Source organism: Streptomyces sp. NPDC007164 (assembly GCF_040634135.1).
In the GTDB taxonomy this organism is placed as follows: domain Bacteria; phylum Actinomycetota; class Actinomycetes; order Streptomycetales; family Streptomycetaceae; genus Streptomyces; species Streptomyces sanglieri.
Genome location: NZ_JBEYFB010000024.1, coordinates 66,482 through 80,021, shown reverse-complemented (window position 1 = coordinate 80,021; position 13,540 = coordinate 66,482). Strand labels below are relative to the sequence as shown.

The 13,540-nt window shown below is 71.7% G+C and carries 9 protein-coding genes and 1 pseudogene; 7 read left to right on the top strand and 3 right to left on the bottom strand.

What is annotated here, in order from left to right; all coding sequences use genetic code 11:
• Positions 1-58 precede the first annotated feature (58 nt).
• From ABZ622_RS26430 to ABZ622_RS26410, 5 genes are all read left to right on the top strand, one after another.
• On the top strand, positions 59-1,564 hold the full coding sequence (locus tag ABZ622_RS26430) for a 3' terminal RNA ribose 2'-O-methyltransferase Hen1 (protein ID WP_360547197.1): 1,506 nt from the start codon (positions 59-61) through the stop codon (positions 1,562-1,564).
• Positions 1,561-4,137, top strand: a complete 2,577-nt coding sequence (locus ABZ622_RS26425) for a polynucleotide kinase-phosphatase (RefSeq protein ID WP_360547195.1) — start codon at positions 1,561-1,563, stop codon at positions 4,135-4,137. The genes ABZ622_RS26430 and ABZ622_RS26425 overlap by 4 nt, the downstream gene beginning before the upstream one ends.
• Before the next feature lie 174 nt (positions 4,138-4,311).
• Positions 4,312-5,544 (top strand): arginine deiminase, encoded by a 1,233-nt coding sequence (locus ABZ622_RS26420; RefSeq protein WP_350981545.1) that lies wholly within the window; start codon positions 4,312-4,314, stop codon positions 5,542-5,544.
• Positions 5,545-5,716: 172 nt separating this feature from the next.
• On the top strand, positions 5,717-6,733 hold the full coding sequence (gene argF, locus ABZ622_RS26415) for an ornithine carbamoyltransferase (RefSeq protein ID WP_360547192.1): 1,017 nt from the start codon (positions 5,717-5,719) through the stop codon (positions 6,731-6,733).
• Between the two features lie 179 nt (positions 6,734-6,912).
• Positions 6,913-8,355 carry an amino acid permease gene (locus ABZ622_RS26410; RefSeq protein ID WP_360547190.1) on the top strand — a complete coding sequence of 481 codons (1,443 nt, stop codon included), beginning with the start codon at positions 6,913-6,915 and terminating at the stop codon, positions 8,353-8,355.
• A gap of 8 nt (positions 8,356-8,363) precedes the next feature.
• Here the strand turns inward: ABZ622_RS26410 and ABZ622_RS26405 are convergent, their stop codons facing one another.
• On the bottom strand, positions 8,364-8,795 hold the full coding sequence (locus ABZ622_RS26405; protein WP_360547188.1) for an ATP-binding protein: 432 nt from the start codon (positions 8,793-8,795) through the stop codon (positions 8,364-8,366).
• A 257-nt stretch (positions 8,796-9,052) separates the two neighbouring features.
• Between ABZ622_RS26405 and ABZ622_RS26400 the strand changes: the two genes are divergently transcribed.
• Together ABZ622_RS26400 and ABZ622_RS26395 are read left to right on the top strand one after the other, a co-directional pair.
• Positions 9,053-9,880 (top strand): enoyl-CoA hydratase family protein, encoded by an 828-nt coding sequence (locus tag ABZ622_RS26400; protein ID WP_360547186.1) that lies wholly within the window; start codon positions 9,053-9,055, stop codon positions 9,878-9,880.
• A gap of 4 nt (positions 9,881-9,884) precedes the next feature.
• Positions 9,885-12,272: a bifunctional salicylyl-CoA 5-hydroxylase/oxidoreductase gene (locus tag ABZ622_RS26395; RefSeq protein ID WP_360547184.1), complete on the top strand. Its 2,388-nt coding sequence runs from the start codon at positions 9,885-9,887 to the stop codon at positions 12,270-12,272.
• Here ABZ622_RS26395 and ABZ622_RS26390 read toward each other — a convergent pair.
• Entirely contained in the window at positions 12,259-12,690 is a 432-nt protein-coding gene (locus ABZ622_RS26390) for a hypothetical protein (RefSeq protein WP_360547182.1), read from the bottom strand. The two genes, ABZ622_RS26395 and ABZ622_RS26390, sit on opposite strands and share 14 nt — an antisense overlap.
• A pseudogene (locus ABZ622_RS26385) lies at positions 12,687-13,485 on the bottom strand (GNAT family N-acetyltransferase). Before ABZ622_RS26385 ends, ABZ622_RS26390 begins: the two are co-directional and overlap by 4 nt.
• Positions 13,486-13,540 lie beyond the last annotated feature (55 nt).

Genomic DNA, 13,540 nt, shown 5'->3' with positions numbered 1-13,540 from the left:
GCTCGGACACGCGAAAATACCTGGTGGGGGGCGTGTGAAACGGACCATACTCGGACGCGTGTTCCTGACAATCAGCACGACCGGCGACCCGGAACGTCCGGCGACCGACCTCGGCTTTCTGCTGCACAAGCACCCCGAGAAGGCGCAGACGTTCTCCACCTCACACGGCACCGCGCATGTCTTCTACCCCGAGGCATCCGCCGAGCGCTGCACCGCCGCGCTCCTGCTGGAGGTGGATCCCGTGGCGCTGGTGCGGCGCGGCAAGGGCAAGGGCAGGGGAGGCGCTCCCGACGCGGCGCTCGCGCAGTACGTCAACGACCGCCCGTACGCGGCCTCCTCGCTGCTGTCCGTCGCCATGAGCGCGGTCTTCAAGTCCGCGCTCAACGGGGTGTGCCGCGCACTGCCCGAGCGAGTACAGGCGCCGATGCCGCTGCGGATCGAGGTGCCCGCGCTTCCGGCCCGCGGTGGTGCGGAGCTGGTGCGCAAGCTCTTCGGGCCGCTCGGCTGGACGAGCGTGGACGCCGTGGCCGTACCGCTGGACGAGCAGTTCCCGCAGTGGGGGGACTCCCGGTACGTACGGCTGGTGCTCGAAGGCGAGCTGCGGCTGGCGGACGCCCTGCGCCAGCTGTACGTGCTGCTGCCGGTGCTGGACGACGCCAAGCACTACTGGGTCGCACCGGACGAGGTGGACAAGCTGCTGCGCGCGGGTGAGGGCTGGCTCGCCACCCACCCCGAGCAGAAGCTGATCACCAGCCGCTATCTGTCCCGGCGCTGGGGGCTGACCCGCCAGGCGATGCAGCAGCTCGAACTGGTGCGGCTCGCCGAGTCGGACGACCTCGACGTCGAGAGCATCGACAACGCCGTGGACGAGACGACCGACACCGAGGAGAAACCGGCCCCGCTCGCCGAGCAGCGCCGCGCCGCCGTCCTCGAAGCGCTGCGGGCCGCCGGTGCGAGCCGGGTCCTCGACCTGGGCTGCGGCCAGGGCCAGTTGGTGCAGGCGCTCCTCAAGGACGTGGCCTTCACCGAGATCGTCGGCGTCGACGTGTCCATGCGCGCCCTCACCATCGCCGCACGACGGCTGAAGCTGGACCGGATGGGCGAGCGGCAGGCGTCCAGGGTCACCCTCCGGCAGGGCTCCCTCACCTACACCGACAAGCAGCTCAAGGGGTACGACGCGGCCGTCCTCAGCGAGGTGATCGAACACCTCGACCTGCCGCGACTGCCCGCGCTGGAGTACGCCGTGTTCGGCTCGGCCCGTCCGCGGACCGTGCTCGTGACCACGCCGAACGTCGAGTACAACGTCCGCTGGGAGACCCTGCCCGCCGGGCACGTGCGCCACGGCGACCACCGGTTCGAATGGACCAGGGACGAATTCCGCGGCTGGGCCCGGGAAGTGGCGCAGCGGCACGGATACGGAGTCGGCTTCGTCCCCGTGGGGACGGACGACCCCGAGGTGGGGCCGCCCACCCAGATGGCCGTGTTCACCATGACCGCGGCCGACGAGACCGCGCAGCGGAGCGGGAACCGGACCGGGACCGAGAAGGAGGCGAATGCCGCATGACCAGTACCAGTACCAGTACCGCACGCACGCTGCCGGTGACCGACCTCTCCCTCGTGGTCCTCATCGGGGCCAGCGGCTCCGGCAAGTCCACCTTCGCCCGCAAGCACTTCAAACCCACCGAGATCGTCTCCTCGGACTTCTGCCGCGGCCTGGTCGCCGACGACGAGAACGACCAGAGCGCCAGCCGGGACGCCTTCGACGTACTGCACTACATCGTGGGCAAGCGGCTGGCGGCCGGGCGGCTGACCGTCGTGGACGCCACCAGCGTCCAGTCCGAGAGCCGCAAGCAGCTCGTCCAGCTGGCCAGGAGCCATGACGTGCTGCCCATCGCCATCGTCCTCGACCTGCCCGAGGAGGTCTGCATCGCGCGCAACGCGGCCCGCCCCGACCGCGCCGACATGCCGCGCCACGTCATCCAGCGCCACCGTCGCGAACTCCGCCGCTCGCTGCGGGGCCTGGAGCGCGAGGGCTTCCGCAAGGTGCACATCCTGCGCACCGAAGAGGAGGCGGACCACGCCGAAGTGGTGCTGGAGCGCCGCTACAACGACCTGCGCCACCTCACCGGCCCCTTCGACATCATCGGCGACATCCACGGTTGCAGCTCCGAGCTGGAGTCGCTGCTCGGCAGACTCGGCTACGTCGACGGCACGCACCCCGAAGGGCGTACGGCGGTCTTCGTCGGCGACCTCGTGGACCGCGGCCCCGACAGCCCCGGAGTGCTGCGCCGCGTCATGGCCATGGTGGCGGCGGGCGACGCCCTGTGCGTACCGGGCAACCACGAGAACAAGCTGGGCCGTTACCTCAAGGGCCGCAACGTCCAGCACACCCACGGACTCGCCGAGACCATCGAGCAGCTGGACCGGGAGGACGAGAAGGACCCGGCCTTCCGTGAGCAGGTGCGGGAGTTCATCGACGGGCTCGTCAGCCACTACGTGCTCGACGACGGAAAGCTCGTCGTCTGTCACGCCGGGCTGCCCGAGAAGTACCACGGCCGCACCTCCGGACGGGTCCGCTCGCACGCCCTGTACGGGGACACCACCGGCGAGACCGACGAGTTCGGCCTGCCCGTGCGCTACCCCTGGGCGGAGGAGTACCGGGGCAGCGCCACCGTGGTCTACGGCCACACCCCGGTGCCCAGCACCTCCTGGATCAACAACACCATCTGCCTGGACACCGGAGCGGTCTTCGGCGGGAAGATGACCGCGCTGCGCTGGCCGGAGCGCGAGCTCGTCGACGTACCGGCCGAGCAGGTCTGGTACGAGCCGGCCAAGCCGCTGGCCACGGAGGCGCCCGGCGGCCGGGAAGGACGGCCGCTGGACCTCGCCGATGTGCAGGGCCGGCGGATCGTCGAGACCCGGCACATGGGCCGCATCGCGGTCCGCGAGGAGAACGCCGCCGCCGCGCTCGAAGTCATGAGCCGGTTCGCCGTCGACCCCCAGCTGCTCGGCTACCTCCCGCCGACCATGGCGCCGACCGCCACCTCGCGCGAGGACGGCTACCTGGAGCACCCGGCCGAGGCCTTCGCGCAGTACCGGGCCGACGGTGTCACCAAGGTCGTGTGCGAGGAGAAGCACATGGGATCGCGTGCGGTGGTGCTCGTCTGCCGGGACGCGGCCACGGCCCGTGAGCGGTTCGGCGTCGGCGCCACCCCCGGTGGAGCGGGCGGTCCGACCGGGGCGCTGTACACCCGTACCGGCCGGCCGTTCCTCGACGACGTCGCGCTCACCGAGGTGATCCTCGGCAGGCTGAGCACCGCCGTCACCGCCGCCGGACTGTGGGAGGAGTGGGGCACCGACTGGGTGCTGCTCGACGCCGAGCTGATGCCCTGGTCCCTCAAGGCGGCCGGGCTGCTGCGCTCGCAGTACGCCGCGGTCGGTGCCGCGTCCGGCGCCGTCCTCCCGGAGGCCAACGCGGCCCTCGCGGCGGCGGCCGCCCGTGGTGTGGACGTCGGGCCGCTCGCGGAGCGCCAGCGGGGCCGGGCCGAGGACGCCACCGCGTTCACCGAGGCGTACCGCCGGTACTGCTGGTCCACCCAGGGCCTGGACGGGGTGCGGCTCGCGCCGTTCCAGATCCTCGCCGCGCAGGGACGCTCGCTGGCCGCCGTACCGCACGACGAGCAGCTGGCCTGGCTCGACCGGCTGGTCGAGCACGACCCGACGGGGCTCCTCCAGGTCACCCGCCGGCTCGTCGTCGACACCGGGGACGAGGCATCGGTGGGCGCCGGGGTCGACTGGTGGCTGGAGATGACCGGCCGCGGCGGCGAAGGCATGGTCGTCAAGCCGCTCGCCGCACTCGTACGGGATGGTAAGGGGCGGCTGGTCCAGCCGGGCATCAAGGTGCGCGGCCGGGAGTACCTCCGGATCATCTACGGCCCCGAGTACACCCGCCCGGAGAACCTGGAGCGGCTGCGCGACAGGTTCCTCGGCCACAAGCGCTCGCTGGCGCTGAGGGAGTACGCGCTGGGGCTCGAAGCGCTGGACCGGCTGGCCGACGGGGAGCCGCTGTGGCGGGTCCACGAGGCGGTGTTCGCGGTGCTGGCCCTGGAGTCGGAGCCGGTCGACCCGCGCCTCTGAGGCGCGGCGGGGCAGGCGGCGGAGCGTCGCCGGTGGGTTCCGCGGAGGCGTCGGTGGGTTTTCCGGAGCGATTCGGAGCTGTCCGGAGCGATCCGGAGCGATCCGGAGTGATCAACGGAAAACCCACTGGCGATTCGCAGGGTTCACCGGCCCGCGCACGGTGAGGATGGAGGCATGGGATTCCATGTCGACTCCGAGGCCGGGCGGCTGCGCCGCGTCATCCTGCACCGCCCCGATCTGGAACTGAAGCGGCTCACCCCCAGCAACAAGGACGCGCTCCTCTTCGACGACGTGCTCTGGGTCCGCCGGGCCCGCCAGGAGCACGACGGCTTCGCGGACGTGCTGCGCGACCGCGGTGTGGAGGTGCACCTCTTCGGCGATCTGCTCCGTGAGTCGCTGGACATCCCGGTGGCCAGACGGCTCGTCCTGGACCGGGTCTTCGAGGAGAAGGAGTACGGACCGCTCGCCACCGAGCATCTGCGGGCCGCCTTCGAGGAGTTGCCCAGCGCGGAGCTGGCCGACGCGCTCGTCGGCGGCATGACCAAGCGGGAGTTCCTGGCGGGCAACGGAGAGCCGACCTCCGTCCGCTTCCACGTCATGGACCTGGACGACTTCCTGCTGGACCCGCTGCCGAACCACCTCTTCACCCGGGACACCTCGGCCTGGATATACGACGGGGTGTCCATCAACGCGATGCGCTGGCCGGCCCGGCAGCGCGAGACCGTCCACTTCGAGGCGATCTACCGCCACCACCCCCTCTTCACCGGCCCCGAGGCGGGTGCCTTCCACCACTGGTCCCAGGGGCAGGACGACTACCCGTCCACCATCGAGGGCGGCGACGTCCTGGTCATCGGCCACGGTGCCGTTCTCATCGGGATGAGCGAGCGCACCACCCCGCAGGCGGTGGAGATGCTGGCCCGCGGTCTGTTCGACGCCGGCTCGGCCCACACGATCGTGGCGCTCGACATGCCCAAGCGCCGGGCGTTCATGCACCTCGACACGGTGATGACGATGGTCGACGGCGACACCTTCACCAAGTACGCCGGGCTGGGCATGCTCCGCTCGTACACCATCGAGCCCGGCGCGGGGCCCAGGGACCTCAAGGTCACCGACCATCCGCCCGAGCACATGCACCAGGCGATCGCGCACGCACTGGGGCTGGACTCGATCCGGGTCCTCACCGCCACCCAGGACGTGCACGCCGCCGAGCGCGAGCAGTGGGACGACGGCTGCAATGTGCTGGCCGTCGAGCCGGGCGTCGTCGTCGCGTACGAGCGCAACGCCACCACCAACACCTTCCTGCGGAAGGAAGGCATCGAGGTCATCGAGATCCGCGGCAGTGAACTCGGCCGGGGCAGGGGCGGCCCCCGTTGCATGAGCTGCCCGGTGGTGCGCGACCCGGTGTAGGCGCGGCGGCTCCACGAGGCGGTACGCGGGAGCGCGAAAGGGTTCGGAGGAGTGCGTCGGCGGGGTGCGCGGCCGCACCCGCCGTACCCGTCTCCGTATAGCGATGCATGGTGTCGTATAGACTTCCAGGGTCACCGTATGTGCGATCCCCGCCCGACCCAGGAGCTGTCCCATGGCCATAGACCTCGCAGGTCGCCACTTCCTCAAGGAACTGGACTTCACGGCCGAGGAGTTCCGCGGCCTGATCGAGCTCGCGGCCGAGCTCAAGAGCGCCAAGAAGTCGGGGACCGAGACGCAGCGGCTGCGCGGCAGGAACATCGCGCTGATCTTCGAGAAGACCTCGACCCGGACCCGTTGCGCCTTCGAGGTGGCCGCCGCCGACCAGGGCGCGTCCACGACCTATCTGGACCCCTCCGGCTCCCAGCTGGGGCACAAGGAGTCGGTGAAGGACACCGCCCGCGTCCTCGGCCGGATGTTCGACGGCATCGAGTACCGGGGTGACAGCCAGGCGGCCGTGGAGGAGCTGGCCGCCCACGGCGGCGTGCCGGTGTTCAACGGGCTCACCGACGACTGGCACCCGACCCAGATGCTCGCCGACATCCTCACCATGACGGAGCACAGCGACAAGCCGCTGGAGCGGATCGCCTTCGCCTACCTCGGCGACGCCCGCTTCAACATGGGCAACTCCTACCTGATCACCGGCGCCCTGCTCGGCATGGACGTACGGATCGTCGCGCCGAAGGCGTACTGGCCCGCCGAGGAGATCGTCGCCGAGGCCCACCGGCTGGCCGGCGGGAGCGGCGCGACCGTCACCCTCACCGAGGACGTCGCCGAGGGCGTCAGGGGCGCCGACTTCGTCGCCACCGACGTCTGGGTCTCCATGGGCGAGCCCAAGGAGGTCTGGGCCGAGCGCATCGAGGCCCTGGCGCCGTACGGCGTGACCATGGACGTGCTCCGCGCCACCGGCAACGCGGACGTGAAGTTCCTGCACTGCCTCCCGGCCTACCACGACCTCGGCACCGGGGTCGGACGGCAGATCGAGGCCGATTACGGGCTGACGGAGCTGGAGGTCACCGACGAGGTCTTCGAGTCCGGGCACTCGGTCGTCTTCGACGAGGCGGAGAACCGGATGCACACGATCAAGGCCGTTCTGGTGGCGACCCTGGCGGCCCCGGCGGTCAACGGCTGACCAGCTGCATGGTCATGCGCCCGATTGGGTGAACATGCGTGAAGGCGACTAATATATTGCCTCTTGGTGGGGTTCGAGCTCGCACGCTCGAACCCCATTTTTCTGTGTGTCACCGGAGCCCCCACAGCCCCTGACGCACACCCCCCCCACATGCTCCACCAGAGAAGAGACCATCCCCCGTGAGTCCGCTGCGCCCACCGAGCCCCCCGCACCTGTCCGGGCCGCGCGTCAAGAATCCCCACCAGCTGATCGCCGAGTCCGGCGCCGACCTGGAGGGGCACGGCCTCAAGCGCACCATGGGGCTTTTCCAGCTGGTGTGCTTCGGTGTCGGCGCCGTCGTCGGGACCGGCATTTTCGTCGGTCTGTCCGACTCCGTCGCCGAGGCGGGCCCCGCGGTCGTGCTCTCCTTCGTGCTGGCCGCGATCACCTGCATCTTCACCGCGTTCTCCTTCGCCGAGCTGGGCAGCGCCATCCCGGTCTCCGGCAGCTCCTACTCCTTCGCGTACGCGACCCTCGGCGAACGCGTCGCGTTCCTCGTCGGCTGGTGTCTGCTGCTGGAGTACGGCGTCTCGGTCTCCGCGGTCGCCGTCGGCTGGAGCCAGTACGTCAATGAGCTGCTGGACAGCCTGTTCGGCGCACAGCTGCCGGCCGCGCTCTCGGCGGGGCCCGGCGACGGCGGGGTGATCAATCTGCCCGCCGTGCTGGTGGTCATGATGGCCGCGACCCTGCTGGTGCGCGGCGTCCGGGAGAGCGCCGGGGCCACCGCCGCGATGGCGGTCCTCAAGATCGCCGTCCTGATCCTGTTCTGCGTCATCGCCTTCACGGCCTTCGAGCGCGGAAACCTCGCGCCGTTCTTCGCCCACGGCGCGGGCGGGGTCACGGCCGGCGCGTCGCTGGCCTTCTTCTCGTACATCGGCTTCGACGCCATCACCACCGCGGGCGAAGAGGTCAAGAACCCGCGGCGGAACATCCCGGTCGCGATCATGGTCTGCATCGGTCTGGTCACCCTGCTCTACTGCGCGGTCGCGCTCGCGGCCATCGGCGCGCTGGGGCCGAAGGCCGTCGCCGACCGGCCGGCGGCGCTCTCGATCGTCGTCGACCAGGTCACCGGCTCGACCGTGGGCGGCGGAGTCATCGCCTTCGGCGCGGTCGTCGCGATCGCCTCGGTCGTGCTCGCGGTGATGTACGGGCAGACCCGTATCCTGATGTCGATGTCCCGGGACGGACTGATCCCGCGGGTCTTCGAGCGGGTCTCGCCGCGCACGGCGACGCCGGTCGCCAACACCTGGATCGTGGCGGTCGTCTTCGCGGTCCCGGCGGCCTTCGCCTCGCTCGACGTGGTGGTGAACCTGACGACCATCGGCACGCTGGCCACCATGGTCGCGGTGAACATCGCGGTGATCGTGCTGCGGCGCCGCAACCCGGAGGTGAGGGGCTCGTTCCGGGCGCCGTTCTATCCTCTGACCCCGCTCCTGGGCGTCGGCTTCTGCGCCTACCTGATGTACGGGACGGGCTGGGCGACCTGGGTCCAGTTCGCGGTCTTCCTGGCCGTCGGCTCGGCGGTGTACACCTTCTACGGCCGCAGCCGCTCCCGGCTGGCAGGCGCCGGCCCGACCGGCTGAGGGGCCCTTCAGCTCTGAGGTGTGAGGGACGGCAGGGTGAACCACACCGCCTTGCCGTGCTCCGTCGTGCGGTGTCCGCAGGACGAGCTGAGCGTACGGATCAGCAGCAGGCCCCGGCCGTGTTCCTGCCAGGGGTCCGGTTCGGTCCCGGGCCGGGGGAAGGACAGGCCGCCCGGCGGGGCGGGATCGCGGTCGTGCACCTCGACCTGGCAGCCGGTCGGCAGGAGCTCCACCACCAGTTCGATGGGCTCGTCGCTCCGGGTGTGCTCGACCGCGTTGGCGACCAGCTCAGCGGTGAGGAGCTCGGCGGTGTCGGTGTCGGCCGGCGCGTCGATGTCCGCGAGTGCGGTACGGATCAGGGCGCGGGCGATCGGTACGGCCGCGGTCGAATGCGGCAGCGCGATCCGCCAGGAGGCGGGGAGGGGGACATCGGGGGGCACGGCATGGTTTCCGTTCCGGGGCTCGGGATCAGGTGCGGTCGCCCGCGTGGGGTGCGGGACTCTCTGGCGGTCAAGACTTCTCGGTTTCAACCTTACGAACCGTAACGACACAGACAAGGGACTGCCGACCGGTATCAAAGGGACGTTGGCCACTGGGTCCTCCCACTCCGCATATCGCGTGCTCGTGACGGAAGTCACGTACGAGTGATAAGTTCGGGGGCAGGTAGCAGCCCGACGGCTGAAGGGGAGCCCCCTCCATGAGCCCGTTTCCCAGCTCCGCCCCGCACACGGACGACTGGCGCCATCTGCGGCTGACGACGGACGACGGGGTCGCCACCGTCACGCTCGCCCGGCCCGAGAAACTCAACGCCCTCACCTTCGGCGCCTATGCCGACCTGCGCGATCTGCTCGCCGAACTCTCCCGCGAACGCAGCGTGCGCGCTCTGGTGCTCGCGGGGGAGGGCCGCGGATTCTGCTCCGGCGGAGACGTCGACGACATCATCGGCGCGACGCTCGCCATGGACACCGCCCAGCTCCTCGATTTCAACCGCATGACCGGGCAGGTGGTGCGGGCCCTCCGTGAGACCCCCTTCCCCGTCATCGCCGCCGTACACGGGGTGGCCGCGGGCGCGGGGGCGGTTCTCGCGCTGGCCGCGGACTTCCGGATCGCCGACCCGTCGGCCCGTTTCGCCTTCCTCTTCACCAAGGTCGGCCTCTCCGGCGGCGACATGGGCGCCGCCTACCTGCTGCCACGCGTCGTCGGCCTCGGCCATGCCACCCGGCTGCTGATGCTCGGCGAACCGGTCCGGGCACCCGAAGCGGAACGCATCGGTCTGATCAGCGAGCTGACCGAAGAGGGGCGGGCGGACGTACGGGCGGCCGCGCTCGCCCGCCGCCTCGCCGACGGACCCGCCCTCGCGCTCGCCCAGACCAAGGCACTGCTCACCGCCGAACTCGACATGCCGCTCGCCGCCGCCGTCGAGATGGACGCCGCCACCCAGGCCCTGCTGATGCACGGCGACGACTACGCGGAATTCCATGCCGCCTTCACCGAGAAGCGGCCCCCGAAGTGGCGGGGCAGGTAGCGCGATGCCCTCCGACGCGGCAGCAGGCGACGCGGCAGCAGTCGAAGCGGCAACTGACGACGCGACCCGGCCCGAGGCGACCCGCCCCGACGCGACCCGGCCCGACGCGCCCAGGACCGGCGTGCGGCGGATCGCGGTCATCGGCGGCGGCCCCGGCGGGCTCTACGCCGCGGCCCTGCTCAAGCGGCTCGACCCGGGGCGCGAGATCACCGTCTGGGAGCGCAACGCCCCCGAGGACACCTTCGGCTTCGGCGTCGTCCTCTCCGACGAGACCCTCGGCGGCATCGAACACGCCGACCCCGTCGTGTACCAAGCCCTCAGGGATGAATTCGTCCGGTGGGACGACATCGACATCGTCCACCGGGGCGCCACCCAGACGTCCGGCGGCCACGGTTTCGCCGCCCTGGGCCGGCGCAGGCTGCTGCGGATACTGCAGGAGCGCTGCGAATCCCTCGGCGTACGCCTCCGCTTCCGCACCGGGGCCCCGCCCGCCGCCGAACTGGCCGCCACCCACGACCTGGTGATCGCTGCCGACGGGGTGCACAGCCTCACCCGCGCCGCCCACGCCGACACCTTCGGCCCCCGCCTCACCACCCACCGCTGCCGCTACATCTGGCTCGCCGCCGACTTCGCCCTCGACGCCTTCCGCTTCGAGACCGCCGAGACCGCCCACGGAGTGATGCAGCTCCACGGCTACCCCTTCTCGGCCGACGCCTCCACCGTCATCGTCGAGATGCGCGAGGAGGTCTGGCGGGCCGCCGGATTCGACACCTGCGAGGTCGAGCACTCCACGCTGCGCTGCGCCAAGATCTTCACCGAGGCGCTCGGCGGCCGGCCGCTGCGCTCCAACAACTCCTCCTGGCTCACCTTCCGCACCGTCGTCAACGCCCACTGGTCGCACGGCAACACGGTCCTCATCGGCGACGCCGCCCACACCGCGCACTTCTCCATCGGCTCCGGCACCAAACTCGCCGTCGAGGACGCCCTTGCCCTCGCCGCCTGCATCGAGGAACAGCCCGACCTGCCGCGCGCCCTGTCCGCGTACGAGGCGGAGCGCCGCCCGGTCGTCGAATCGACCCAGCGGGCCGCCGCGGCCAGCCTGCGCTGGTTCGAGGAGCTCGGCACCTACGTCGACCAGCCGCCCCGCCAGTTCGCCTTCAACCTCCTCACCCGCAGCCGCCGCGTCACCCACGACAATCTGCGGCTGCGCGACGGCTCCTTCACCGCCGCCGTCGAGACGGAGTTCGGCTGCCCGCCGGGCATCCCGCCGATGTTCACCCCGCTGCGGCTGCGCGGCCTCGAACTCCGCAACCGCGTCGTCGTCTCACCCATGGACATGTACTCGGCCGTCGACGGCGTCCCCGGCGACTTCCACCTCGTCCACCTGGGCGCCCGCGCGCTCGGCGGCGCCGGACTCGTCATGACGGAGATGGTGTGCGTCAGCGCCGAGGGCCGCATCACCCCCGGCTGCACCGGCCTCTACACCCCCGAACAGGCCGCCGCCTGGACCCGGATCACCGACTTCGTCCACGCGGGAGCGCCCGGCACGGCCATCGGCGTGCAGCTCGGCCACTCCGGGCGCAAGGGCTCCACCAGGCTGATGTGGGAGGGCATCGACCAGCCCCTCGACCACGGCAACTGGCCGCTCACCGCCGCCTCCCCGATCCCGTACGCGGCCGGCGTCAACCAGGTCCCGCACGCCCTGGACCGGTCCGGGCTCGACACCGTGCGCGAGCAGTTCGCGGCGGCGGCCCGGCGCGCCGACCACTGCGGCTTCGACCTGCTCGAACTGCACTGCGCCCACGGCTATCTGCTCTCCGGCTTCCTCTCGCCGCTGACCAACCACCGCACCGACGAGTACGGCGGACCGCTGGGCAACCGGCTCCGCTTCCCGCTCGAAGTCTTCGACGCGATCCGCGCCGACTGGCCCGACGACCGGCCCATGACCGTCCGGATCTCCGCCACCGACTGGGCCGACGGCGGCACCACGGCCGAGGACGCCGTCGAGATCGCCCGCGCCTTCGTCGCCCACGGGGCCGACGCCATCGACGTCTCCACCGGCCAGGTGGTCCCCGACGAACACCCCGAGTACGGCCGCTCCTACCAGACCCCGTACGCGGACCGGATCCGCAACACACTGTGCGTGCCGGTCATCGCGGTCGGCGCGATCTCCTCCTGGGACGACGTCAACTCCCTGCTGCTCGCGGGCCGGGCCGACCTCTGTGCCCTGGCCCGCCCCCACCTCTACGACCCGCAGTGGACCCTGCACGCGGCGGCCGAGCAGGGCTACGCGGGGCCGGGCGCGCCCTGGCCGCTCCCGTACCGCGCGGGCAGCCGCACCCCGCCGACGGGCCGCACGGACGCGCCGAAGCCGCGGCTCACCCTGGAGTGACGGGCAGACACTCGTGGCACAGGCACCCCGGCGGATGCGGGGCCGCGTGGTGCGCGTGCCGCTCCTCGCGGGTGATCCGCTCCAGCAGCGCGGCCAGCTCCGCGGCCTCCTCCCGGCCGCCGAGGCCCCGGCCGTCGCACCGCTTCAGCACCGCCGGGGCGTACACCAACCGCGCCCGGAAGGTGTGCAGATGACGGACCCCGGTGTCGATGCTGATCCAGTGACCGGTGTGCCTCCCGCGCCCCACCGTGGTCAGCTGCTGGTGCCCCGTCCCCGGATAGGTGCCGACGACGTACACCTTCGCGCCGCCCCGGTACGCCTTCGTGCCCGGCCGCAGCTCCTGGCCGAGATCCCCGTACCGCCGCCACAGCACCACGTTCGCGGCGACCAGCCAGCGAGGCTCGGGCGTTCCGCTCACCGCTCCGCCACGCTGATCAGCAGCCGGTCCGAGACCGGCCGGTAGCCGATGCGCCGGTACACGCCGTTGCTGGTGGGGTTCGCCAGGTCGGTGAAGAGCAGCACCTCCTGCGCGCCGGCCTCCCTCGCCGCCCGGCTGATCTCCGCCGTCACCGCTGCCGCGTAACCCCGGCCGCGGCGCTCCGGCGGGGTGTAGACCGTGGAGACCCGGACCGTGCCCGCGATCCGCGGCGAGACCCCCGCCATCGACACCGGGACGCCGTCGTCCTCCCAGAGCTTCAGCCCGCCGGACATGATGCGCTCGTCCACCAGCCGCTCGGCGTGGGCACCGGGCTGGCCGGTTCCGTCGGCGAAGTCGCGGACCCAGCGCACCAGCAGCTCCCGGTCGGCGGCGACCGCGGCCCTGGGCCGGCCCGCGGGGGCCGGGGAGGGCGGGACCAGCGTCGCCAGCCGGTACAGCCGCTGCTCCTGGTCGACCCGGTGACCGGGCCAGCCGGCGGCGATCCGCTCGGCGGTGGCCCGGTCCGCGTTGATCCGGGTCAGCGGGAGCGCGGCGGTCAGCGGGCCGACCGCCTCCGGGGCGACAGATCCCAGCAGGGCCGGGTACGGCGGGGTCCGCACCAGCGTCCCCGCGACCTCGCCGTCCGCCCCGCGCCACCAGCCGAGCAGCGGGGCGGCGTCGCCGTAGGCTCTCGGTGACGGTCAGGATCTGGGTGTTCTCGGCGGGCCGGGCGGCCAGTGAGGGGCCGGCCGTGTCGAGGAAGGCGTCGACGTCGTCGGTGAAGGTCCAGGGCATGGTTCATCCTGCCGGGTGCGCGGGGAGCGCGGCACCCGGATTTCCGGGCCGGTGG